The organism is Pseudomonas abyssi (assembly GCF_003444685.1).
GTDB lineage: Bacteria > Pseudomonadota > Gammaproteobacteria > Pseudomonadales > Pseudomonadaceae > Halopseudomonas > Halopseudomonas abyssi.
Genome location: NZ_LMAZ01000002.1, coordinates 288,552 through 313,097, shown reverse-complemented (window position 1 = coordinate 313,097; position 24,546 = coordinate 288,552). Strand labels below are relative to the sequence as shown.

The following is a 24,546-nucleotide window of genomic DNA, read 5'->3' as shown; positions in this document are numbered from 1 at the left end:
GAGCGACGAGCGACGCCGAGTGACGGCTTTACAGGCGCAACCTCGGCGGCCCCACCCGCAGGGCCCGGGCCATTTTTCGGCCATGCTGCGTTGTCGGTCGCTTCTGTGGAATGACCACACTGCGCTCTCTCCGCCTTGCCTGGCCAAAAAATGGCCTCCGGCAGGCGAGCGCTCAAGCATGCATCTGCGGCGTTGCGCTGCTTGCCAATAGAACCACTATTGGCTGCACACCGTGCCTTGCATCTGCACACTTGAGCACTCGCAGAGGGCGTGTGGAATTGATCAGAGCCTCCTTTACGTTAGAATGGCGCATCTGCAAGGTGCCAAAACGCCGACAACCTTATGAGGAATGCAATGGACATCATCGATACCATCAAAGAACAGATCGCCAACAACCCGGTACTGATCTACATGAAAGGCGCGCCGAACGCCCCGCAGTGCGGCTTCTCCGCCCGCGCCTCACAAGCGCTGATGGCCTGCGGTGAGAAGTTTGCCTACGTGGACATCCTGCAAAACCCCGAGATCCGTGCAAGCCTGCCGGGCTATGCCAACTGGCCGACGTTCCCGCAGCTGTGGATCAACGGCGAGCTGGTTGGCGGCAGCGACATCATTCTGGAACTGCACGAGTCCGGTGAGCTGCAAACCATGGTCAAGGCAGCACAGCCCGCCGCCTGATCCTGGCCGCTTAGCAAGCAAAAACGCCCGAATGCGAAAGCCTTCGGGCGTTTTTTATTGTGTTTCCACACCGAGTAGCCCAGGGCAACGGACGGCACGCTGCGCCGTAGGGTGCACTAAGCCGCAGGCGTGTACACCATTCAGTCCACACGGGCCTATTACCCGAGTGTGGACCTTCGCGGATACGCTGCGCTTATTCCGCCCTACTGGCCGTGCTGCACAGTAGGTTGTACTGAGCCAAAGGCGTGTACACCAACCTGCCCATACAACACCCTCAAAAAAACGGCTGAGCCCCGCAGGCGACAAAATGGGGGTTTTCAAAGCCGGCCTTGCCGTACAGGAGCGGACCGCCGTCCAGGGTTTGTATCTGCCCGCCAGCAGCAGCCAATACGGCGTGACCCGCGGCGATATCCCATTCCATGGTGCGGCCCTGGCGCGGGTAGATGTCCGCTTGTCCAGCGGCCAGCAAGCATAACTTGAGCGACGAGCCCGCGTTGATCAGTGAACGCACCGGGCGGCCGGCCAAGAGTTCTTCCAATGCCGCGCTATCGCCATGGGAGCGGCTGGCCAGCACGTCGAGCCCGGCGTGGGATGGCTCGCGAACCTGGATGGCGCGACGCCCGTCGGCATCTTCAACATAGGCGCCACCCGCACGGGACCCGGCATACAGTGCGCCGATGGCGGGCGCAAACACCACGCCCAGCAGTGGGCTGCCGTTCTCGATCAAGGCAATGTTGACGGTAAACTCGCCGTTGCGGTTGACGAACTCCCGTGTGCCATCCAGCGGGTCCACCAGCCAGAAACAGTCCGCTATCTCGGGCACATGGCCCGCCGCGGTTGCTTCTTCAGCCACCACCGGAAAGTCCACCCCCAACTTGGCCAGGCCATCAAGAATTAGCGCCTCGGCGCGCTCGTCTGCGTCGGTCACAGGGGAGGCGTCGTCCTTGCCGCGCACGGCAAAATCGCTGTGATAAATATCCATGATCACGGCGCCGGCGGCGCGGGTCAGGGTGGCTACGGCTTCCAGCAGCCGATGTTGTTCGTCTGGTTGCATGGGTTCTCCTGGCTAAGGCCGCCATTATGCCCGCAGGGGCTGATCAATTCACCCGGACTCATACGCGCTGGACCAACGCCACTGTTTGGGCTGCTCGCACAGTCCGGCGGCGACCGGCGTGTTCTGCAGCTCCTGGATGCTCTGTTGCAGGTCCTGCTCATCCTTGATGTACCTGTCCCAGTAGTCGCGCATCCATAGCATGCGGCCGGGTGTGTCGAGCGCCAGTGATTGCTTGTTCTGTTGCATCCAGTGGGTGGTCGTGGTCTTCCACGCCTGGATAATGCGCGGGGTAGAGTAGGTGGGCTCCAGCAGCACCTGCACATGATTGGGCATGATGCACCAGGCGATCAGCTTGTAGCGCTTGCGATTCTGGCTTTCCAGTGCATCGGCCACTTCGGCAGCCATGTTCGGGTGTGCCAGCAAGCAGCAGCCGTGACCCTGTTGCAGATGATGGTCTAACCGTCGGCGGCGAAACAGCACGCGCTCTTCCGGCGGCTGGGCGTGTACTTCCTCCTGCAAAACCTGCATCGCGCAAGGGGGCAGGGAGTCAGCGAGGCGCAGGGTGATCAGTTGCAAATCGTAGGGAATGGCGCGTTCGGCTTTCTGCGGTGAGCGCTGCCAACCCTTCCAGACTTCCGTGGGCGTGAAACGAGGTGTGAATCTGTCTCTGGTCATGGACTTTCCTTATCGCTGTACCAGACTAGAAGCTAACAATGTAAGCAGTGAATCTCTGCGACCTGTGACGCAAAAATGTCAATAAACAGTAATGTCTGACGAATGGTCTAAATGTTGACGCGCATAGCGCAGGCCCCGTACATAACCCATACGGGGCAGGTCAGGGACTGGAAGCGGGGAAGAGCGGTCGGAGAGGCGCTGAGCGCCGCTAGGCGGTCTGGCGGCGCAGCATATATTGGTAGCCGCCAATCAGCAGCAAGCCGATTACCAGCCCCGTGCTGTTAGCGACAATGTCGTGCCAGTCGGTGGTGCGTGTGGGGTGCAGCGCCTGCACCATCTCAACCGCCACGCCAACCAGTGTCAGCAGCACCGCGCGCAGCCACCAGGGCCAGCGCGCAAAGGCCAGAAAGCTCAGTAGCGTCAGCGCAAAGATGCCGCCGCCATGATAAAAGCTGGCCTGCCAGCTATACGCCGCTGGAGGTGGGGTGGGGCGCATGCCCAGATACAGCCCCAGCGCCAGCAGCGCGAAGAACACACTGATAAACAATGGCCGCCACGCACGGCGGTAGTGCTCCAACTTACGCCACATCAACATTACTCGGTCAGCCGCCGGAAGCCGTCATTGAAGTTGTCGAGATCGCGGTCGTTGGTGAAGTTGTAGAGCTGGTAGTAGCGGCCAAGGCGAGCGCCACCGTCACGGGTCAGCGGGTTCCAGGCGATGGTGCCGACAGACGTAGTAGAGCGAATGAAGAAGGCATCGAACGGAATCTGGATATAGACGCCTTTATCAAAGCTACCCTCACCAAACTCTTCCTTGGAGACATTGGTCATGGTTGCCCAAGCGCCCATGGTGAAGCCATTGTCAAAGCGACGTGACAGGTCCAGCGTAGCGCCATAATCGCCCGCCAGGTAGCGGCCCACGCTGCCCTTGGCCAGCACGTCATAGATGCCGGTCTGCAGGTAGCCGGTTACGTGGCCGGTGAGGGTCGAGTAGTCACGGAAGCTGAAGTCCTGCTCAAAACCACGTTGCTTGACCCAGTTGAAGTCTGCGCCAATTGCCCAGTTTGCACCGTAGGGGCGGTACAGCACTTCACCGCCAACGCCGCCGTACATCCACTCGAACAGACCAGCATAGGCCATTGCGTAGAGGTCACGGTCCAGGCGGTGGGTCTGAGTGTATTGCAGGCGGCTGAGCTGAACGTCTGAGCTGGTCGCGTACGAGCGGATGTCGGTCCGTACGCGTGGCAGGTTGCTCGGCGCGTCGTATTCGAACTTGTCGTAGTTGTTTAGCAGGTTGACGCCAACGCTGCCGTTGAGCCACTTGTTATCATCAAAGTAGTAGGCACCATTAAAGCGCAGCAGGAACTGATACAACAGGAAGCCATCTGGGCCGCCGACGTTTTGGGTGTAGCCAAGCGAGGTACCAAAGCTGTATTTGTCCAGTGGCGCGGTATAGACAACCTCGTCATCGAGCACAGAAGGCACCGCATTTACCACGCCCTTGCGTAAGGTATCTGCGTCTACCTCGTTCATTTCATAACGGCGCAAGGTTTCGGCATTGACACTGGTCTGGCTGACTTCCATTCCGCGGGGGCGATATACCAGGGTGTACCAATCATAGGAGCCCTCACCCAGGCTGTTGTCCAGCACGCGCGCGGCGCGGCCCAGGCCTTGGGCGCGGTTGCGATAGCGCGTCTGGTCGCCGGTCACAATGACTTCGTCGCCGTGCAGGGAAATTTGCTGCACATTGATGCCTGCGTTCTCGCCAAGGCGTCGGCTGATGTCGGCCCAGTCGACCTGGCTGCCGTTCACGCCAGCGGGCAAACCGCGCCGGACTTCGGGGGCTGGGTCGAGATATTTCTTGGGCTCCGGGTTGGTCTTCATGTTGGCTTGGTAGGTAATGCCGAACATGGCAGTATTGCCGCGCTCAAATGCAGCGGTCAGATCAATGCTTTTGCCCAGACGGTAGGTGGCACCGAAGTTGATGGGGGAGTCCTGGTCTATTTCATTGCTCAGCGGTTCCGACTCATAGTCGTTACCATCCAGCTCCACCTTGAGGCGCAGGCGGTCCCAGGGGGTTTGGTACTCGACTCCGCCAAACAAGCCAATGGGGCCTTTAAAGTACCGGTTGGTACCCAGGTCGCCGGCTTGAGAAACATCTGCAGTCACTTCGCCGCGGTCATTGAAGCTGTCTTTGAACCAGCCAAGCGGGTTTTCGATGCCGCCTCGATTACCGATATAACCCCAGGCAATACCCAAGCTAACGTCCAGATCATAAAAGCGTTTGTTGGCAACAAAGTACTCGCTGGAGAAAAGGCCTGTACCGCCGGCGTCTCTCATGCCGAACGCTATTTGCGGGGTCCAGTAGCCTTCTTTAAGCAGGCGCACTTTAAAATCGATCGCTTTATCTTTAAAGCTCTGGTCGCCACTAAACTCTTCTGGTCCGTAGTTGCGGTTGGTGATCGCGATATAGCGAATGGTGCCTTCAAGCCATGGCAGCGGCTGCGCCGAGATGCTATAGCGGCTATAGGGTTCAGTGCGGTTAGCGTTGAAGCTCAGGTTGCCGTCTTCCGCCATACGTGCTGTTGGGGTTTGCAGCAGGCCGACGCCACCAAAATCGTGCTGGGTGGTGTTATAGCGGCTGTTGATGTCGGCCGTAGCGGTAACGCTAACCAGTAGCAGAGTGGGCAGTGCGGCAGCGGAAAAGGCTGGCAGGAATGGACGCTGCATTACCTGATACGCTCCTGTGCAGGTGTCTGGGTGGCGATAAAGGCGGCCATGTCTTCGTTGAAGGTTTCGGGCTCGCCGTCAGCGGTCAGCGCCGTCTCATCTACTGGTACGAACAGTGTGGCCCCGACTGCGACCGACGCATCCTGCTGATTCCAGTAGCCGCTGCCGAGTCGCTCTACTGCGCCGTCCGGCTGTATCAGATACAGCGTGTCGGCGGAGGCTAGCGGGTGTGCAGGGCAGGCGGCCAGATAGTCATACAGGCTGGTGGCGTATGAGTAAGTAAGCTGGCAGTCGGCTTGCACGGCGCCGGTTACCGTGATGCTGTTGGGGCGCAGCGCATAGTGGATCTTGTCACCTGCTTCCAATAGCGGGTTGTAGCGGACAAGGCGTTGTTTCAGCGGGTTCATCTCTGCCGGAATGCGGCCGGTAACGGGCATGGCCTCTACTTGGGCGGTCAGCCGCTCAATCAGCGCCTGGGCTTCCGCGTTGCCGGCCAAGCGCGAGCGCACCTTGGCACTGCGCAGGTCAAACAATAGCCCAACCTTGAGCTTGCGCTGCTCAAGCTTCGCGCTCTCACGTTGCAGGGTGGCGCCCATATACCAGGCGTTTGAGTTCACCTGCGCTGTAACGGACGCGTCCAGCAGCCGAACACCTTGCTGCCACTGGTAGTCGCCGGGTTGGCTGACGGCGCCTGTAATGCTGAATATTGGGGCGGCTGCCACAAGGGCAGGCTGAAGCAGTATTGCGGCAGTTAGCAGCCGAGCAATCATTGTCCTGCATCCTTGCTGCTTTTATGGGTGCTGATAACTTCAAATACCGGAAAGTCGGGGCTGGGATGTTGCAGGCTGCGCCGCACCAGGCCGGTGCTCGGGTCCACCCAATACTGGTTGAGCGCTGAATAATCCAGCTCGGGCATCCAGATGCGCTCATCAATGCGTTGGTACCGTGCCGTCTGGCCAAACAGGGTGAGCGACTCTTGCGGGCCTATAAAGTAGGTCGCAATTTGCTCTATGCCTGTCTGGTAGCTAAGTGGGTAGTCGACGAAGCGAGTGACTTGTTGCCCTTCGGTAACGTTCAGCAGTCCTGTTTTGAACGGGTCATCTGTAGTCAGTGGTTGGGCCACGTCTGTCTCCAGCCCAACTATCTGGCTGATGCGGCCATGGCAGGTTTCAACTTGCTCGGCTATGCCCCACCAGCTTATGCATCCTCTGCTGCCTGCAGGTGCGACGAACAGGGCCTCGGCGGCACCTGCGCGGATCAGCAGGCTATCGCCGGGAGCTTGCAATACCTGGCCTTCCGGGATCTCGTTGACTTTGCCTTTCCACGCCATGCGAAAAGTTTCGATCGAGTTACTTGTCAGCGAGTTGCAGCCAGCCGCCAGTAGCGCTGCTGCGGCGAGGGCGCAGCAGCGAAAGGTGCGTATCAAGTACACGATCAGTTGTCGTTAGAGAAGTCGTTGTAATCGCTACCCGCCCTGGCGGTAGTGCCCACAAGTGTGGCACTTGGCAGCAGCTGACTGATAAAACGGTTCCAGCGGGTGATACCGGCTGCTCCGACAAAAACAACATCCTGCGGCTGCATTTCAAATTGGTCCGCCAAGATGAATGCAGAGGGCGACTGCGCGTTTAGCTGGAATACGGTTGCTTTATCGGTTTCCAGGTTCTCAACGCCACGAATCACGTACACCTCGCGACCGCTGGATGTTGTTGGGGAGGGCCCGCCAACGGTGGCCAGCACTTCGCTAAGCGTCATACGGCTGGTGCTATAGGCCAGCGCAGTGGGGTTCGGCACTTCTCCCATGACGAAAATTTTACGGGCATCGTTCAGGCCGAAATGCAGTTTGTCGCCGTCTTTCAGGTAGATATTGCCGACGGCACTAGGGTGCCCCGTGAGGTAATCGTAGTCCAGTGTGTAAACTTGCCCGTCGCGCAGAATTTGCAGGCGCGAGAGGTCTGCGCGGGACTGGTCGATCCCAGCTTCGCCAATGGCTTGCAGTAGTGTTAGAGGCTGAGAATTAATTGCTCGAAAGCCTGGTTCAACAAAGGCACCGCTCAGGGTGACCTTCTGACTGTTGTACTCAAGAATATTGACGTCAACCTGGGGTTGCTCAATATAGCGAGCCAGGCGTTCAGAAATCAGTTTGCGCAGCTCTTCCTGGGTGAGCCCTGCCACCTTTACGTTGCCGATAAAGGGATAGAACAGCGTGCCGTCGTCTCGTACTACCCGTGCGTTGGCAGAGGATGGCTGCTGCTGGCCGCCGGGAATAGTCAGCTCAGGGTGGTCCCACACTGTGATGAATAGGGCGTCATTGGGGCCAAGGCGATAGTTCTCTGGCGCATAATCCAGCAGGGCCTGTGGGATTTTCCGCTCAGGGCGCTCCACATTCTCCTGTGCCAGCACTTTGGGGGTGATCTGCACCATCTCGACCATGCTTGCCTCGACAGAGTCTTCAGCGATCAGACGGTCCGTGTCCATATGCATGCCGGGTGAGAACATGCAGGCTTGCAGTACAAGAGTCGTTGCGCCAAGGGCGCCGAGGGCAATGCGATTCATGGGCAGAAGTTCTTATGGTTAATTAGGCGGCGATAACGTCATGCAAAAAAAAGCCACCCAAGCGTGCTGATGGGTGGCTTTGTATCCTTTATACAGCGCCCCGGATCAGGGGGTAGTGCCGGTAGTGCCGGTAGTGCCGGTGGTGCCGCTAGAACCGTCGCCATCGTCGTTTGCAGCCGCAACAGCGCCACCCACGACTGCGCCGCCGATGACTATGCCACCCATGGCTCCGAGTCCGCCACCAGCGCCAGCTGCTCCACCACCTGCAGCTGCTCCGCCGCCAGCCGGCGCGCCGGGAGCTGCTCCGACATTGTTTGTTCCAATGCTTGAGTCGCCCCCAATATAGCCACCACCGGATTCGCTTTGTGCTACAGCCGCGCCGGAGGCGAGCAACAGGCCGCTGGCAATCAGTGCAAGTACTTGTTTATTCATAACTCGTCTCCTTGTTACGTGGGAAATACGACTTGGATTATACGCAGTTAAAGGTGAATGAAAACCCCTAATTCAGAGCCTTGTACATGTCGCGTAGTGGCGCCATGCTGGCCATTGAGGTGATGCGGCCATTTATAGCAGGCTGCTCCTGTTACTGGGTGACCGACTGCAATAAAGATGCGCCTCTGCCCCTTTTGAACTTAGTTATGTGAAGCTGCTCACAAAGTTGTTACGTGGCTGGCGCAGAAACAAGGGGTTTGCGGTCGGTTTGGGCTGGAGGCTGCGTCGTTGCAGGCCAAGGTGGGCGCGAGGGCTGTCTTATCGCGCCAGTTTTCTGGCCAGGTGGCGCGTCATGACCATGTGTCGCCTCGGGCAAGTCAAGTCTTGTTCGGGTGGCGGGCAGGCAATTATCATTGCGCCTCAATTGCCCGCCCAGGTTTTTCGGGGGTGAGGTGATCCTATATGCGCAAGGTGAGAGCCAACTTACCAAGTTCAATTGAGAGCCGGCCGGCAGGCTGCTCGGGTGACAGGATGTCTGGACAACACGCAAACGCCTCAGGTTGGTACCTGATTCAATGCAAACCCCGACAGGATGAGCGGGCAGAACAGAATCTGCGCAATCAGGCCTTCAATTGCTATCGCCCGCTACGTCGCGCCCAGCAGGTCAAGCGTGGGCGTCAGGCTGAGGTGAGTGAGTCCCTGTTCCCCGGTTATCTATTTGTGCGGCTGGATCGGCTGCAAGACAACTGGTACTCCATCCGCTCCACCCGCGGCGTTGCGCGCCTGGTGACCTTTGGAACCGAGCCAGCGCTGGTGCCCGCTGATCTGATCAACCGCCTGCATGCGCACGAATGTGAAGCGCCTGTGGCCTGCCAATTTTCCTGTGGTGATGCCGTGCGCATTACTGAAGGCCCCTTCAGTGAGCTTGAAGCCATTTTTTTGCGCAATGATGGTGAAGAGCGCGCCATTCTTTTGCTTACTCTGCTGCATCGAGAGCAGCGTCTGAAAATGCCCCTGCGCAGCATCAAGTCAGCAGGTGAGCGGCCAGCGCAAGCCAGTACGTTTGCCGGTCGCTCTCTGGCTGGCGCGAAATATGCGTGATATTTCAGACCGCTACTTTTTTGGTGTAGCGGTCTTGCTTTTATTTTCTCTGACTGTATGTCGTGACAAAGGATAGTTATCTGTGACTGTTAAAACAGCCGTTCTCCCCGTTGCCGGCCTCGGTACCCGCTTTCTCCCTGCCAGCAAGGCCATTCCCAAGGAAATGATCACGGTTGTCGATAAACCGGTTATCCAGTACGTAGTGGATGAAGCAGTACGCGCGGGCATCAAGCAGATTGTGTTGGTCAACCACTCGGCCAAGCGGGCGATTGAAGACCACTTTGACGTGCACTACGAGCTGGAGAATGAGCTGGAGCGCCGTGGCAAGGACGAGCTGCTCAAGGTCATGCGTTCCATTCTGCCGTCAGACGTTCGCGTGATCAGCGTACGCCAGGGCAAGGCCCTTGGCCTGGGTCATGCCGTGATGTGCGCCCGTGAAGTGGTCGGCGATGCTCCTTTTGCCGTCATGCTGCCCGACGTGCTGGTTGATGCCGAGTTGCAACCGGCCGGCTCGGAGCCGGACCTGGCTGCCATGGTGCAGCGCTATCAGGCCAGCCAGCGTGCGCAGATCATGGTGGAGCAGGTGCCCATGGACAAGGTTTCGCAATACGGAGTGGTTGCCCTTGAGGGCGACGCACCTGCGGCCGGTACCAGCCAGGTGATGACGGGCGTTGTAGAAAAGCCGGCGCAGGCCGATGCACCCTCTGATTTGGCGGCGGTTGGGCGCTATGTCCTGCCGGCGCGTATCTTTGAACTGCTGGCTGATACCGCTCCCGGCGCCGGCAACGAGATCCAATTGACTGATGCCATCGCCACGTTAATGAAGGAAGAGTCGGTAGAAGCCTACCGCATGCAAGGCGTGACCTACGACTGCGGCAGCAAAATTGGTTACCTGCAGGCGACGCTGGCCTACGCCAAGCGCCACCCGCAGGTAGGTGCCGAGTTTGCCGAGTTGCTGCGCCAATATAACGACTAACGCGGAGCCTATCGTGCACATCGATCTCTACGGCGACACTCTTTCTGCGTTGGTCACCGCCGGCAGCCTGGCGTCCACTGGCCACAATGTGGTGTTGCGCATGCCCCAGGGGCGGGTGCGCCAGCAAATTATCGCCAACAAGGCGGCCTACAGTGAGCCCGGCCTGCGTCGGCTGATCAGCAGCGGCCACACCAGCGGCCGGCTGGTGTACGGTGATTTTGATGGCCTGCCGGGCGCTGACAGCCGAGCGGTTTTCCTGGCGCTGGACACCGACGAGTCGGCGCTGGCCGAGAAGATAGTCACGCGGCTGTCGCAGGTGCGCGACCGCAGCTGGCTGGTGGTCAACCAGAGCCCGTTTGCGGTTGGTTTTACCGAGCACCTGGAGCAGCTGCTACGTACCGATGGTGGCGAAAGCCGTCGCTCGGTAGTGGCCCTGCCAGACTTTCTGCAGGAAGGTACCGCGCTGGATGGCATGCACAAGCCGCCGCAGATCATTTTGGGCTGTAACGATGGTTACGCAGAGCTGCTGGTGAAGGAAATATTCCGCCCCTTTAACCGTGACCGCGACCACTTCCTGGTTATGAGTCCGCGGGAGGCGGAATTCACCAAGTTGGCCATCACCGGCATGCTGGTGACCCGTATCAGCTTTATGAACGATATGGCCAACCTGGCCGACTCGCTGGGCATCGATATCGAAAGCGTTCGTCAGGGCGTTGCGGCCGACCCGCGTATCGGGCCAGCCTACCTGTATCCTGGGGTTGGCTTTGGTGGCCCGGGGTTCTCAAGTAACGTGATCAACCTGGTTGATACTCTGGACGCGTCTGGTGTGGGTTCTTCCTTGCTCAATCAGGTGATTGAGATCAACGAGCGTCAGAAAGAGTATCTGTTCCGCCGACTTTGGCAGCACTATCACACGGACCTCAAGGGCCGCACCATTGCCATCTGGGGCGCGGCCTTCAAGCCTGAAACCGGGCGCATCGACAACGCACCCATCATTCGCATTCTTGAGGCCCTCTGGGCGCAAGGCGCCAAGGTGCGCGTGCATGACCCGGAAGCCTTGCCTGCACTGCTGGAGCGCTACGGACATCACTCGGGGTTGCACTATGCCAGTCACCCCTACGCCGCAGCTGACGGCACGGATGCGCTGATGGTGCTCACTGAATGGAAAATGTATTGGAATCCTGACCTGGACCGGCTGCGCAAGGGTATGAAACAACCGGTAATCCTTGATGGCCGTAATATGTATGACCCGGCCTACGTGCGCGAGCATGGTTTTACCTATTACGGAGTTGGGCGTTGAGCCCAGAGGGATGCCGATATGAATGCCTTCAAATCCATACCCGATACGGGTACGCAAGCCGAGCAGCAGGCCTGGGCTGACCTGAATATCCAGGCAGAGCGCCTGCGCCCTCTGCACCTGGCTGAGCTGTTTCGAGCGGATGAACAGCGCTTTGCTGGATTTAACGTGACCGCCGGCCCGCTGCTGCTGGACTACAGCAAGCAGCGAGTGGACTCGCTGGCACTGGAAAAGTTGTTTGCCCTGTCTGACAGTGCTGACCTGCGCGGCTGGATCGAGCGCTTGTTCAATGCCGAAACGGTCAACAACACCGAGCATCGCGCGGCCATGCACTGGGCGCTGCGCGTGCCTGCCGACACAGAGCTGAAGGAGCCGGTAGAGGGCGTCTATTCCGATGTGCAGTCGCAGCTGGATCGCATGGCTGCGATGGTCGATAAGATCCACAGTGGCCAATGGCGCGGCATGACAGGTGAAGTCATCACCGATGTAGTCAATATCGGTGTGGGTGGCTCGGATCTTGGCCCCCTGATGGTCAGCCGCGCGCTTAACGATTTTGCAATCAAGAGCAGCAAGTCACTCGGCATTCACTTTGCATCATCAATGGACGGCAGTCAGATGGCGCAGCTGCTGCAGCAGTTGCGGCCGCAAAATACGCTGTTCATTGTCTCGTCCAAGTCCTTCACGACTGTCGATACGCTTTACAACGCCAATACGGCGTTGGCCTGGCTGGAGCGCTCGCTGGGTAAATGCGCAGGGCTGATGCACTGCCACTTTATCGGCGTATCGTCCAAGCCCGAGAAGATGAGCGAGTGGGGTATTCATCGGGAAAACCAGCTGCAGATCTGGGACTGGGTGGGCGGTCGTTATTCACTGTGGTCCTGTATTGGACTGCCGATTGCGCTGCGTATCGGCATGGAGGGGTTCCGCCAGCTGCTGGCGGGTGCGCACCTGATGGATGAGCATTTTCGCTCTGCGCCCTGGGCGAGCAATCTGCCAGTGCTAATGGCGCTTATTGGCGTGTGGAATACCAACTGCCTGGGCATCAACGCCCATGCCATCTTGCCCTATGATGGTCGACTGGAGAAACTGCCGGCCTATCTGGAACAGCTGGAGATGGAGTCTAACGGCAAGTCAGTCAATCGTGACGGCGAGCTGGTGCAGCTGCACACCTGCCCGGTATTGTGGGGAGAGGTTGGGCCCAATGCGCAGCATGCGTTCTATCAGCTGCTGCACCAGGGCACTGAAGTTGTGACCTGCGACTTCATTGCGCCGGCGCTGCGTTACCACGAGGCGCGCCATACGGTCGATGCAGAAGAGCTGGTCAGTCAGCATGAGCTGGCATTGGCCAACTGTTTGGCGCAGTCGCGCCTGCTCGCATTGGGAGAAGCCGCGCTGGCAGAAGAGGGTGAGCTGCCGCACTACAAGCGCTACCGCGGTAACCAACCCAGCTCGACATTGCTGTTGAAGGAACTCAGCCCCTTCAGCTTGGGCGCCATGATTGCAGCGTACGAGAACAAGGTGTTTGCCCAGGCGGTGATCTGGGGCATCAACCCCTTTGACCAGTGGGGAGTGGAGATGGGCAAGAAAATTGCCACCGAAACCCTTGGGGTGATTCGAGGTGAAGCCGGCGCCGCCGCGCTCGACAGTTCCACCCGTGGGCTGATCGACTTTATCAAAGCCCAGTAAACCTACGAGCAGGGTGGACAAAGCCTGAGGCGTGTCCACCAAGGGGCTGCAGAAAAGCGCTGGGAGGATTGCGAGTTTGATGGCGGACACGCTGCGCTCACTCCGCCCTCCGACCACGCTGGACGCGTAGCGCACAACGGCCCGTAGGGTGGAGAAGCCAACGGCTTGTCCACCAGCCCGCGCCTCATTTACGGAAAGGCCGAGTTCCAACTCGGCCATGGGCTAGTATTGTTCCCCCGCAGATCAAGCAGAAGCTCAACCTGCCCAGTGACCTGCCACCTTCCTCAGCTATGATACCCTTCCGGGTTCTGCGACTGCCAGCGCCAGCCATCGGCGCACATGGCTTCAATATCCAGTGTCGCCTTCCAGCCCAGCTCTTGCTCCGCCAGCGTCGGATCTGCATAGCAACTGGCGACATCGCCGGGGCGGCGGGCGACCAGCTCGTGCGCTAACGTCTTGCCACAGGCTTGTTCAAAGGCCTTGAGCATTTCCAATACCGAATAGCCGCGCCCGGTGCCGAGATTGAATGCCTTGATACCCAAGCCCTGCTGCAGCCAGGCCAGCGCCCTCACATGACCATCCGCCAGATCCATGACATGGATATAGTCGCGCACCCCGGTGCCATCCACCGTGGGGTAATCACCACCGAATACGCTCAACTTTTCCCTGCGACCAACGGCAACCTGCGCAATATAGGGCATCAGGTTGTTCGGGATATCGCTAGGGTCTTCACCGATCAGCCCGCTGGGGTGAGCGCCGACCGGGTTGAAGTAACGTAGCAATGCCACGTTCCAGCGCGGATCGGAGGTGTATAGATCACCCAGAATTTCTTCAATGATCAGCTTGGAGCGGCCATAGGGGTTGGTCGCACTGGTGGGAAAGTCCTCGCGAATCGGCAGTGTCGCCGGATCGCCGTAGACCGTGGCTGACGAGCTGAACACCAGATTGAAAACACCCGCGCGCTGCATCGCCTGGCACAGGGTAACGGTGCCGCTGACGTTATTGTGGTAGTAACGCAGCGGTTGCGCGACAGACTCGCCGACCGCTTTTAACCCGGCAAAGTGAATAACGGCATCAATAGCGTGCTGCTCAAAAAGCCTATCCAGCAGCGCGGCATCATTGATATCGCCCTCAATGCAGGGCACATCGATACCCGTGATCGCTTGTACTCTGCGCAATGCTTCCGGTGAGCTATTGCTGAAGTTGTCCAGTACCAATAGCTCGTAGCCGGCAGACAGTAGTTGAATGCAGGTGTGGGTGCCGATATAGCCGGCGCCGCCGGTGACGAGAATGCGAGCTGTGGATTGCATATCAGTAGGCATTCTTGTTGATAAACCCTTTAAAGACCGTCAGGAATACAATCTTCAGGTCTAGAAACAGCGACCAATTGCGTATGTAGTCCAGGTCATACTCGATGCGCTTCTCCATCTTGTCGACGGTGTCAGTTTCACCACGCCAGCCGTTGATTTGCGCCCAGCCGGTAATGCCTGGTTTGACCTTGTGGCGGAGCATGTAGCCGCTGATGATCTTGCGGTACTCCTCATTGTGGGCAATGGCGTGGGGGCGGGGGCCGACGATGGACATTTCACCACGCAGGACGTTGATGAACTGCGGCAACTCGTCTAGAGAGGTGCGGCGCAAAAAAGCACCAAAGGGGGTGATGCGGTTATCGCCACGGGTCGCTTGGGTGACCTTGGCGCCGTTCTCCATCACCTTCATGCTGCGGAACTTCCAGACCTCGATGGACTTGCCGTCTATGCCGTAGCGCTTCTGGCGGAAGAGCGCAGGCCCGGGAGAGGTTATGCGAACGCAGAAGGCGATCATCAGCATGGGGATGGATATGAGCCCGAGGATCAGCGTGGCAAGAATGATGTCTTCGATGCGCTTGACGATTCGGTTGGCGCCGTCCATTGGGGTGTCGAAGATACTGATGCTCGGCAGCCCGTTGATGGACTCACTGCGCGCATGCAGAAGGTCAAACACGAAGACGTCAGGAATCAGGTAAACCGAAGCGGTACTATCGCTGAGTTCATCGAGCAGCCACTTGATTTTGAGTTCCGCGCGCATAGGTAGGGTGATATAGATTTTGTCAATTATGCCTGCTTTGGCGTCGTTGATCAGTTGGCGCATATCACCGTTTACAGGTATTGCCACGCTAGTATCGGCAAGAGGAATCGGGTCGCTGGTCTTGTCGTCATAAAACCCCATCAGGTTCAGACCCATCCAGGGGGTACTAACGATGTTATTCGCAAGTCTCTGGCCCAGCTCACCGGCACCGGCAATGGCAACGGAGCGAGTGTTGTAACCGTGGCTACGCAGGCGGCGCATGACCTGCCGTAGCAGCACACGGTAGCCCCACAGGCTGATTAGCCCCAAGGCAAACCAAGCCACCTTTTCCACGTCTGGCAAGCGGGTGTTCTGAAAAAAGAAGTAGTCAGTCACGAAGGCTGCGGCAAAGGCCGCTGCCCAGTTGCCACCCACCTGGCGTAGCTCGCGTAGCGAGTGTTCACCCCGCCAGGAGCCGTAGAGGTGGCTGAAATCGTTGATCAGATAAAAGAGAAAGAGCGTGATCAGCAAGCTGATCCAGTGATCTCGGTGCAGTGTGGTCTCTTGAAACCAGAGCACGACAAAAAGTGCCCCGGCAATGACGACCAGGTCCAACCAGCGGTGCATGACCGCGAGCATCGGTTCATTGGAGCGGATGATTCCGTTCTGGGTAGGCTGCATGATCTATTCCTGCGAATGCACAATGTTCAGTAACACTGTCGGCTGCGATCTGATTAAGAGTCTTGCAGGGTGAAGTGGTTTCACCCCCTTTTTTTGCCCAACGCGTTGACAGGGCAGAGCGCTATGACGAGCCTGTGACTCAGGCCGCATAGTATCGCAGAGATCGGCCGCTGAGTGGCGACGATCTCTGTAGTAGTGGACCGGTGTTGGTCGCTCAGGACAACGTGTTGATAGCGTCCAACAGTTGCTTGGTTTGCTGCTCCATCAGCGCTTGGTCGCCGCGGCTTTCAACGTTGAGGCGAATAACCGGCTCGGTGTTGGATGCGCGCAAGTTGAAGCGCCAGTTAGCAAACTCGATGCTAACGCCGTCAGTATGATCAACACTCAAAGCGTCACCGGCATACTGGGACTCGATGGCCTTGAGCACGCCTGGGGCATCCTTGACCTTCAGGTTGATCTCGCCAGAGGAGGGGAAGCGTGCAATACGCTCATCGACCAATGCTGACAGCGGCAGGCCTTTGCGGCACATCAACTCGGCAATCAGCAACCAGGGGATCATGCCGCTATCGCAGTAGGCGAAGTCACGGAAGTAGTGATGCGCACTCATCTCGCCACCGTAAATGGCGTCCTCATTGCGCATGCGCTCTTTGATAAAGGCATGACCGGCCTTGGTTTGTACCGCAACGCCACCGTTGCTCTCTACCTGCTCAACCGTGTTCCAGACCAGGCGCGGGTCGTGAATGATGCGAGCGCCGTTTTCTTTCTGCAGAAACGCCTCGGCAAGCAGGCCGACGATGTAGTAGCCCTCAATAAACCGGCCTTGCTCGTCGAACAGGAAGCAGCGGTCAAAGTCGCCGTCCCAGGCGATGCCTGCGTCCGCACCGTGCTCCAGCACAGCGTCACGTGTAATGGCGCGGTTCTCGACCAGGATAGGGTTGGGGATACCATTGGGGAAGGTGCCGTCTGGCTCGTGGCAGATCTTGATAAAGGTAACGGGCAGGCCGGCGGCACTGAAAGCAGCCTCAATGGCATCAACCGCAGGCCCTGCTGCGCCGTTTCCGGCGTTGACGACCAGCTTGAGCGGGCGGTCAAAAGCGGTGGTATCGATATAGCCCATCAAGTGCTTGACGAAGTCCGCACGGGTATCGACCAGCTCATAGTTACCGCGGTCTGCTTCTGCCACCGCTGGGTCTTTACCGTCCACTAACTGATAGCTGCTGGCTTCGGCGATCTCGCGGATAGCGGCAAGGCCGGTATCCGCCGAAATGGGCCGGGCCCCTTCGCGCACCAGCTTGAAGCCGTTGTAGTCGATGGGGTTGTGGGATGCGGTCACTTCGATGCCGCCATCGACGCCCAAGTGGAACGTGGCGAAGTAAACTTCTTCCGTCCCGGTCAGGCCAAGATCCAAAACGTTTACCCCTTCATCACGCAAGCCGTTGGCGAGCGCAGCTTTAAGAGTGGGGGAGGTGGCGCGGACATCGCCACCCAAGACGATACGCTGGGGCTTGAGGAACTGTGCGAACGCGCGGGCAATACGATAGGCGATATATTCATTGAGCTCTGTGCCGAGTTGGCCGCGGATATCGTAGGCTTTGAAACAGGAAATTGTGGGCATGAAATTTCAACTTAATTAACGGATGGAAAGCTTTTCTTTAAGCAGTAACCATGCAAACAAAAGATTGGTTTTTAAATACCGCTTCCACATTCGGCGTGGTTCTTGGATTACCCGGTATAACCACTCCAGACCACTGTCTTGCATCCATTTGGGGGCACGGGATACCTTGCCAGCGACTACATCGAATGTGCCACCTACACCCATAACAAAATTAACGCCCAGTTGATCGCGCCAGCGGTTTATAAAATTCTCTTTCTTGGGAGAGGTGATGGCGACGAAAAGAAGTTGAGCACCCGATGCTCTTATTTCGTTCACGACCGCCTGCTCGTCATCCCAAAAATACCCGTGATGGCTGCCGACAACGTTCAGTTCAGGATGCTGCTCTTTCACCCTGCGCTCGGCTTCTTTTACTATTTCTTGTTTGGCGCCTAGAAGGTAGATTGCAAACCCTCGATGTGCGCTCATCTCAAGTAGCGCGTTGAACAGATCAATGCCTGTGACGCGCTCGGGAACTTTATGCCCCACAAATCTAGCTCCCAGAACAACGCCCATCCCATCGATATTGATAATGTCACATTCGCATACGGATGCTTTCAATTGCGGGTCTGAACGCATATTTATCAGTTTTGCGACATTTACTACCACATGCTGGAGAAAATCGCCGTTGGTAACTGCAGTGTCGATAATGCGGACGGTCTCAACTGTGCTAGCCACATCCATGGGGCAGTCTAAAAAATTAATTCTACGCATTTTTTGTTCCGTTTGTGTCATGTGCCCGGGTTGAAAATAGGGCTCGCAAATATTGTGTAGTTAGATGTGTTGGGCCGTTTGATTCAGCTAGGGCGACGTGATTCTAATAATGTATTTAGAATAAGCTAGGTCAGGTAGTTAGACTTTGTTAGTTGAAAGTGCTGTTTATTGTTGATTTGTAGTTGTCTATGAAGTTTTTTAAATTGTACTTTTCTTGGGTTTTAAGGCTTCTTTCAGTTATCGATTTGCGGTCCAGCGTCTGGTTGCTGAGTGAGATGGCTTGATCTAGCGCAGTAATAAAGCTGCTCGAGCTGCTGACGTCAAAAGGTATGCTGAGCGGGTCAGATTCGCATATTTCTTTTAGTGCGGGTATGTCTGAGTACAATAGGATGCGGCCGTTATATATTGCCTCAATTGCCACAAGCCCAAACCCTTCTTCTAATGATGGGATTAGAACGATCGGGGCATATGTAGAGTGCTCGTATGGTGTGGCAAGGCGACCTAAGAACTCGACTTTAATATTGCTAGGTAAGGTCATAGCCAGCCTTTTTAGTTCCTGCTCGCAGGAGCCCTCACCTATGATTTTATAATTTATTGGGCCGGAGTAGTGAGCTAGATGGGACAGAGCTTCATGATACCCCTTCCAAGGGGCTAAACTTCCAACTGAAATGATTGCGCTTGCATTGTGGTCGTCTTTAATGAAGTTAGGTTTACCAGAAGAAAGCAAAGGGTTGGGAACGACCTTGATTTTGTTTTTTGCCACTCCTGAGCTCTCAAGTATCCGCCTCGCAGAGTTTGAGACGCAGATATATCCGTTGCATTTAAATACTTTAAATAGATAGTTTTGCTTTCTATATGAGGCGTGGCAGTAAAATATGGTTCTTATCCCAAGTGCAGTTGTGATTGGGGCGAGTACTAAAAAGTATCTTGTGTGAATTACTATCCGTTCAGGCTTTGAATTTATTAGCGATGATAATATTTTGAGGAAAATACGAGGTTTGCTTAGGTGGTTAATCTCTGAATGCATGTCTTGTGAAAATACGATATCGCTGGGAGTTTTGATAGCATCAAGTATCTTCTGTGCTCCTCCGCGAGCGGTATTCTTCATGTTTATCAAGTGCCATGTCATTTTGTTTTCAGCTCTTCTAGGTGATGCTCTCTTAATTGTGTTGTCTTGTTGGTTTCGTAAATTACACAGTTTTTAGCGTCGTCAGAAACAACGGTTAATGCCGCTACGAAAATAGGCCCTTGCAGAGTTATTGGGCCGGTGAGTAAAGAGTTTATTCCCAAGAAGCAGTTGCCGTGCAATATTGGCTGTCTTTGTCCGTCGCTTGATTCTCTGCCGAGATTCCCGCCAATAGTTACGCCTTGCATTATTTTGCAATTGCCGTGAATTCTAACTTCGCTGCCAATTGTAATCATCATTGGGTGGGGTAGATAAATAGCGCCGGATATGGTGGCTCTTTGGTCGATGTCTACTTTAAAAATTATGAAGTTTATCCACCAAAATAATCGCGGTAGTATAGGTGTATTTTTTTTGTGCAGGAAACTGGAAAGCCTAAAAATACTAGTGCAAATAAATGAGGGCGAGAGTGCCGATTTAATTGAATTCTTCTTTGAACGCTTGTAGCCTTTTTGTTTGCAGATGAATTGAATGTCAGTGAGTGATTCTTGATGGTTTTCTTTGTGCATGAATTGCTGCTCTTAAATAAAAATAGTATGGCATGTACATCCAGAATTTTAGTGTGGGGTATAAGAAAAGGAAGGCGAGAAAGAATAGAACGCCTGCCTTTAAGTAATGTTGCCCCTTTGGACAACGCTGGTACATATAGAAGCTGTCTAGCAGTATTAAAAAGATTCCAATGAGGCCAAGCTCAAAAATGAATACTGGTATCTCGCTTCCGTCTCGGGATTCGGGGGCAGTCTCGTACACTAGAACAGATAGTCGGTTCTGGATTGCTAACGTACCCCAGCTCCCAAGGCCATTACCGAATACGATAGTGGTCAAATCGGTTTCTGCTTGGTAGCCAATGACACGCATAAGCGGTGTCCACCGTGAAAGGTGATTTAATGTTGTCGTCGCGTTGTTCTGCTCGCTCAACTGTTCCCTGTAGGAAAATACCGCTAACAGTATTCCCAGAAGCAGTACGCTAAAAATCGCTCCTTTTACAGGTGATTTTTTAATAAACGGAACAGCATAGGTGATGCAGAGCAGTGCAATAGGGGCGATTGATCCGTTTAAAACTATAACAAGGCCTGTTAGGGCGGACATTGCTTTGTGTTTCTTTAGGAATTCTATGGGACGGTCTTTTACAAGTAGCAGTGTATTGAAAGCCAAAGCAATAGCAAACCAGTTTGGCTCAATGAAGAAGCCTCTGAGGCGACTAGATACTGACGATGTTTTCTGATAATGCTCGGCATCAATGAAGCTGACCTGGTATCCGTGAGCAAAAAAAAGATAGTATTGAATTAGTCCGGATAGTATCAAGGCTGCCTGAAAGTAATAAAATGCTCTTGTGTTAACTTTGCTGTAGGTGACATGGCAGTATATAAGTATCGCTGTCGAAATTAGGATGTAGGGCAGGATGTCTCTAAAGCCGGGAGCTTGACTCGCGACGCCGTTAAGGATGCAGTAGAAAACAAAGACTGAAAAGGTGAAGTTCTTTAGTAGCCCTTTTGCTGCAAATCCTGGTTTTGCTAGTGCGACTATAAAAACAAAGATTAATGCTGAAAGCACTCCGATGTGTATCTTGAATGTGCTTCCAATCTTTAGCAATGAATCTAGCGAGAAAGATAGATAAATCGCGGATACTAATATGGTGCTATTTTTTAGCATGCGGACAGGTCTATGGAAGAATGGAGAAAGTCTCTGGATTTTTGTATGTAGTCATTGATGCTGTTTTCATGAAGTTCGTAATCAATATCTGATGTAGAGTCCGGGGTTAGAGACTCTGAGTCATCCAGTGTCCGGTGGGTAAGGCCGGCAGCCGTTAGCAACGTCAGCTGCCTATTGTTTAGGTTGGTGATTGTGTGTGGTATGAATGTGAAGTTTTTCTTGAATTTTATAGCGAAAGCTACGCCGTGAAAGGAATTGGTAATGATGTAGCTTGCTCCATGCAGGAGCGATAGCCATTCCGTTGGGCCGATATCAAGGAGCTGATGGTCGGCGTGTTTAATAGTCTTGGCTCCTGCGTGAACTACCGGTGTGCTAACAAGTACTTCTTTTAACTCTTTAACTCGGCTTGAGAATTTTTCTAACATTTCTCCTGAGCCTACTACATAACTGAGTGCGTATTTTCTTTCGGGCGATATGTTGGGTTTTATTAACGGCAGATAGTCCTCTTCATCTAATAGTAGAGAGGGGTCTGCGACAGTGGTTATTTCTTTATTTGGTAGCGATGCCTTGAGCTCGGCAGCTAACCTTTCTTCACGCACTCCAATATGATTGAATTTTAAAAGGCTGTCGTTGATTTTTGGTGGTAGGCTGTTGAGTTGTACGCTTCCGCTGCTAGCGGCATAGGCTATTTTTAAACTATCACTTGTCGGAAAATCAAGGAAAAAAGCCGGGTCATGTTTTTTTCCCGTTAATAAAGGATTCCATATTTGGTCGCTGCCGCAAATAAAGGCATCTATATTTTTGAATTTCTTTAACGAGCGGGATGTGAAAACTGTGTGTGTGTGTGGAATGTGTTTATTAAAAAAAAGTGTGAATTTTCGTAGTTTTGATATTTTGTCTAGTGTTTTCCTGATGCCTTTCGCGGGTCTGTATATTTCCCATGCAAAGTACTTGGGAAGATAGTCGATGGCGGCAGCTTGGTAACCATTTTTGTTCAAGTACTGAACTAGGGCGAAAGCCTGTAAAGAAGCCCCAAAATTAAGTGATCTTTGGAACGTGATCGTAAGAACTTTTTTTTTCATACTATGACAACCTCAAAGTCAACCTTGATGTCTACCAGATTTTTGATGGTATTCTGTATTCTTGTTGCGACATCAAATATTTCCTGTCCGCTTGCATGGCCTGTATTTAGAAGTATTAGCGGCCTGTTATGGTTGATGCTGACGTTTCCAATGGTTTTGCCGTTCCACCCTGCGAGCTTTATTAGGTCGCCGGCTGATAGCTTGTACTGCTCGTTGTTCTCTTTGTAAATGGATACGCTGGCGTGCTTAGACTTGATCCTGTTTGCGATCTCAGCGCTTACTATCGGGCTTTTAAAAAAACAGCCGGCGTTGCCGATCTTATTGGGGTCGGGCATTGTACGTTGCCGCATTTTCTTTACTGCTAGGCGCTTTATTTTTGGCGGTATGATAGAGATGGACAACAAATCCCTGACATTGTCAAAGTTTGCGGACAGTCTGATTTTTGGCGTTAATTTTACTCTTGGAATGCTGAGCAGTAAGGCGGGCAGCTTTTTTATTTCGTAGAAAACGGGTCTATTTCGCGCTGACCATAAGCTCTCGGTGTTTAATCGAAAGTTAACTGAAGTGATGAGCAGGTATGGCCGTCGCTTAAATACGCTGTCCCTGTACTTGAACTCGCACTGCTCGTTGGAATAGGTTTCTATTTCGAGTGTTTTCAGATTGACGCATTGAACGCTTAATATTAAGTCCGACACTTCAGTGCCGTATGCTCCTATGTTTTGTACAGGAGCGGCTCCGACAGTTCCGGGAATCAAAGTCAAGTTTTCTAACCCGTTCCACCCTCGAGAAGTACAGTGGGCGACGAAGTTATCCCAGTCGCAAGCTGCACCTGCTCGGATTGTGATTTCTTTTTCAGAAACAGATAGTTCCTCGATTTTCGTGTCGGCTGACTTTAGTACTATTCCGTCGTAATCTTTTGTGAACAGGGTGTTGCTTCCACCGCCAAGAATAAGAAAGCTGTTTGGTTGCTGATCTAAATTACCCAGGTATGCAGTCAGCTCTTCTGCTTCATTAAATTCTACTAGCTGGCGCGCCTTTGCTTTGACCTTGAAACTATTCAGGCTAGTAAGGTCTTTGTTGGGTGTGACTTTCATTTGTTGCTACCTCTTATAGACCTGAATGCAATGAAAACACTGTTATTTTGTGCTTTGAATATATGCCGATATGCGGGAATGAATAGGTGTGATATATAGTTTGCGATAAATAGTCCAGCTACTGTAGCTGTTGCCGCGCCAGCTAGCTTTAATGTAGGTATCAATATAATGTTTAGCATTACGCTCACGATGCACGCAATAATGCACTTGATTAACGCGAGGTGTTGAGTTCGCTCGAATACTATTATTTGGCCTGCTGATGCGCCCAGAGCGATCAGTAACGGGCTCGCTGACAATATCGTTGCCGGTAAAATGGCAGCCTTGTAGTCTTCGCCAAATATCAAGTCTATCGCAAAGAGGGATGTCAGCAGCATACAGAGCGAGAGCGAGAAACCTAGGAAGAAAAGAATGTTGCAGAATTGTTGTTTAGAAGCTTCTGAGCCGCTCTTGAAAAGTTTTGGAGCTAAAGATTCAGATATAACCATGGGGGGGATTGAGAATAGGGACATAACAGTGATTGCTGCAGTGTAGTATCCAGCCTCTGATGTGCCCAATATGTTTTTGACAAATACAAGGTCTAACCTCTGGAATAGCAGCATCGCAGCTCCCGAAAGTACCAGAGGCGCAGATTGTCCAGTTAGCGACCTGACAGTGCTCCAAGAGCACTTTAAGCCTTTTTTTTCATCTAGGTAGTAGGTAAGTGATAGCAGCAGCGATCCAATAAAGAAGTCGCCGACCCTGGTAGCTATTATCCATATCAGGTCATAGTTGTTTATGGCTAAGTATAGTGTTATGGCTAGTGTTATCGTTGATGAAACTATTTCGCACTTGGCATTAACTGAATTTTTTGATTGTGCAGTGTAATAAGATTTAAAGGGTCTTGGTATTTTTAGTATGTAACTAATGCCGAAGATTGCTAGGCCGATCGATGTTGTAGTGTCTTTTTCATAAAAAGATATTGCACCAATTAGCGCAATTCCGATTAGAGCGAAAAATGAAATCGCTGAGATTGCTGATCCCAGTACTTCATTTTTAGGTATAGTCCCGGTGTTTAACTCTCGGACGACAACGCTGTGAAGTCGGAATTCAGCGATGATGGCTATGATAGCGCCTACTGCCAAAACATAAGAAAATATGCCTAAGTCGTGGGCGCTATACGATCGTGCGATTATAACGGAGATTATAGCAGCCTTGCTACCCTCTAATCCTTTGGCGATTAGTGCAAATATTTGATTGGAGTGAACAAGGTCCTTTGCTCTCATG

The 24,546-nt window shown here is 54.1% G+C and carries 22 protein-coding genes; 5 read left to right on the top strand and 17 right to left on the bottom strand.

Annotation, left to right across the window (positions count from 1 at the left end; genetic code table 11):
* Nucleotides 1–354: 354 nt before the first annotated feature.
* A complete protein-coding gene (gene grxD, locus ASB58_RS09615) occupies nucleotides 355–675 on the top strand; it encodes a Grx4 family monothiol glutaredoxin (protein ID WP_083729463.1) in 321 nt (106 codons plus the stop codon).
* 274 nt (nucleotides 676–949) lie between these two features.
* On the opposite strand, the gene cysQ is transcribed toward grxD, so the two are convergent.
* The 7 genes from cysQ to ASB58_RS09580 form a co-directional block, all read right to left on the bottom strand.
* Nucleotides 950–1,729 (bottom strand): 3'(2'),5'-bisphosphate nucleotidase CysQ, encoded by a 780-nt coding sequence (cysQ, locus tag ASB58_RS09610; protein WP_118130296.1) that lies wholly within the window; start codon nucleotides 1,727–1,729, stop codon nucleotides 950–952.
* 48 nt (nucleotides 1,730–1,777) lie between these two features.
* Nucleotides 1,778–2,404: a transposase gene (locus ASB58_RS09605; protein WP_118130294.1), complete on the bottom strand. Its 627-nt coding sequence runs from the start codon at nucleotides 2,402–2,404 to the stop codon at nucleotides 1,778–1,780.
* Nucleotides 2,405–2,612: 208 nt separating this feature from the next.
* Entirely contained in the window at nucleotides 2,613–2,993 is a 381-nt protein-coding gene (locus tag ASB58_RS09600) for a VanZ family protein (RefSeq protein WP_181977909.1), read from the bottom strand.
* Between the two features lie 5 nt (nucleotides 2,994–2,998).
* A complete protein-coding gene (locus ASB58_RS09595) occupies nucleotides 2,999–5,134 on the bottom strand; it encodes a YjbH domain-containing protein (RefSeq protein WP_118130290.1) in 2,136 nt (711 codons plus the stop codon).
* Complete coding sequence (locus ASB58_RS09590) at nucleotides 5,134–5,904, bottom strand: capsule biosynthesis GfcC family protein (RefSeq protein WP_118130288.1); 771 nt, start codon at nucleotides 5,902–5,904, stop codon at nucleotides 5,134–5,136. The genes ASB58_RS09595 and ASB58_RS09590 overlap by 1 nt, the downstream gene beginning before the upstream one ends.
* Entirely contained in the window at nucleotides 5,901–6,566 is a 666-nt protein-coding gene (locus ASB58_RS09585; protein ID WP_118130286.1) for a YjbF family lipoprotein, read from the bottom strand. The genes ASB58_RS09590 and ASB58_RS09585 overlap by 4 nt, the downstream gene beginning before the upstream one ends.
* Nucleotides 6,567–6,568: 2 nt before the next feature.
* Nucleotides 6,569–7,687 carry a polysaccharide biosynthesis/export family protein gene (locus ASB58_RS09580; protein ID WP_118130284.1) on the bottom strand — a complete coding sequence of 373 codons (1,119 nt, stop codon included), beginning with the start codon at nucleotides 7,685–7,687 and terminating at the stop codon, nucleotides 6,569–6,571.
* A 963-nt stretch (nucleotides 7,688–8,650) separates the two neighbouring features.
* On the opposite strand from ASB58_RS09580, the gene rfaH reads away from it, so the two are divergent.
* The 4 genes from rfaH to pgi all read left to right on the top strand — a co-directional run bounded on the left by rfaH (nucleotide 8,651) and on the right by pgi (nucleotide 13,179).
* Nucleotides 8,651–9,220, top strand: coding sequence for a transcription/translation regulatory transformer protein RfaH (gene rfaH / locus ASB58_RS09575; protein WP_118130282.1), 570 nt, complete (start codon nucleotides 8,651–8,653; stop codon nucleotides 9,218–9,220).
* An 82-nt stretch (nucleotides 9,221–9,302) separates the two neighbouring features.
* Nucleotides 9,303–10,196 carry a UTP--glucose-1-phosphate uridylyltransferase GalU gene (galU, locus tag ASB58_RS09570; RefSeq protein ID WP_118130280.1) on the top strand — a complete coding sequence of 298 codons (894 nt, stop codon included), beginning with the start codon at nucleotides 9,303–9,305 and terminating at the stop codon, nucleotides 10,194–10,196.
* A 13-nt stretch (nucleotides 10,197–10,209) separates the two neighbouring features.
* A complete protein-coding gene (locus tag ASB58_RS09565) occupies nucleotides 10,210–11,496 on the top strand; it encodes a nucleotide sugar dehydrogenase (RefSeq protein ID WP_118130278.1) in 1,287 nt (428 codons plus the stop codon).
* Between the two features lie 18 nt (nucleotides 11,497–11,514).
* Nucleotides 11,515–13,179, top strand: a complete 1,665-nt coding sequence (pgi, locus tag ASB58_RS09560; RefSeq protein WP_118130275.1) for a glucose-6-phosphate isomerase — start codon at nucleotides 11,515–11,517, stop codon at nucleotides 13,177–13,179.
* A gap of 284 nt (nucleotides 13,180–13,463) precedes the next feature.
* Here the strand turns inward: pgi and galE are convergent, their stop codons facing one another.
* The 10 genes from galE to ASB58_RS09515 form a co-directional block, all read right to left on the bottom strand.
* Entirely contained in the window at nucleotides 13,464–14,489 is a 1,026-nt protein-coding gene (gene galE / locus ASB58_RS09555) for a UDP-glucose 4-epimerase GalE (protein WP_118130274.1), read from the bottom strand.
* Between the two features lies 1 nt (nucleotide 14,490).
* Nucleotides 14,491–15,906, bottom strand: coding sequence for an undecaprenyl-phosphate glucose phosphotransferase (locus ASB58_RS09550; protein WP_096004164.1), 1,416 nt, complete (start codon nucleotides 15,904–15,906; stop codon nucleotides 14,491–14,493).
* 214 nt (nucleotides 15,907–16,120) lie between these two features.
* On the bottom strand, nucleotides 16,121–17,521 hold the full coding sequence (locus tag ASB58_RS09545) for a phosphohexomutase domain-containing protein (RefSeq protein ID WP_118130271.1): 1,401 nt from the start codon (nucleotides 17,519–17,521) through the stop codon (nucleotides 16,121–16,123).
* Nucleotides 17,522–17,536: 15 nt separating this feature from the next.
* Nucleotides 17,537–18,271, bottom strand: coding sequence for a WecB/TagA/CpsF family glycosyltransferase (locus ASB58_RS09540; protein ID WP_118130269.1), 735 nt, complete (start codon nucleotides 18,269–18,271; stop codon nucleotides 17,537–17,539).
* Between the two features lie 148 nt (nucleotides 18,272–18,419).
* Nucleotides 18,420–19,379 carry a glycosyltransferase family 4 protein gene (locus ASB58_RS09535; RefSeq protein ID WP_181977907.1) on the bottom strand — a complete coding sequence of 320 codons (960 nt, stop codon included), beginning with the start codon at nucleotides 19,377–19,379 and terminating at the stop codon, nucleotides 18,420–18,422.
* 17 nt (nucleotides 19,380–19,396) lie between these two features.
* Nucleotides 19,397–19,963 (bottom strand): hypothetical protein, encoded by a 567-nt coding sequence (locus ASB58_RS19880; protein WP_147336816.1) that lies wholly within the window; start codon nucleotides 19,961–19,963, stop codon nucleotides 19,397–19,399.
* Nucleotides 19,929–21,107 carry a hypothetical protein gene (locus ASB58_RS09530; RefSeq protein ID WP_118130265.1) on the bottom strand — a complete coding sequence of 393 codons (1,179 nt, stop codon included), beginning with the start codon at nucleotides 21,105–21,107 and terminating at the stop codon, nucleotides 19,929–19,931. Before ASB58_RS09530 ends, ASB58_RS19880 begins: the two co-directional genes overlap by 35 nt.
* Nucleotides 21,101–22,189, bottom strand: coding sequence for a polysaccharide pyruvyl transferase family protein (locus tag ASB58_RS09525; RefSeq protein ID WP_118130263.1), 1,089 nt, complete (start codon nucleotides 22,187–22,189; stop codon nucleotides 21,101–21,103). Before ASB58_RS09525 ends, ASB58_RS09530 begins: the two co-directional genes overlap by 7 nt.
* Nucleotides 22,186–23,283 carry a UDP-N-acetylmuramate dehydrogenase gene (gene murB, locus ASB58_RS09520; protein WP_118130261.1) on the bottom strand — a complete coding sequence of 366 codons (1,098 nt, stop codon included), beginning with the start codon at nucleotides 23,281–23,283 and terminating at the stop codon, nucleotides 22,186–22,188. Before murB ends, ASB58_RS09525 begins: the two co-directional genes overlap by 4 nt.
* On the bottom strand, nucleotides 23,280–24,545 hold the full coding sequence (locus ASB58_RS09515; protein WP_118130259.1) for an oligosaccharide flippase family protein: 1,266 nt from the start codon (nucleotides 24,543–24,545) through the stop codon (nucleotides 23,280–23,282). The genes murB and ASB58_RS09515 overlap by 4 nt, the downstream gene beginning before the upstream one ends.
* Nucleotide 24,546 lies beyond the last annotated feature (1 nt).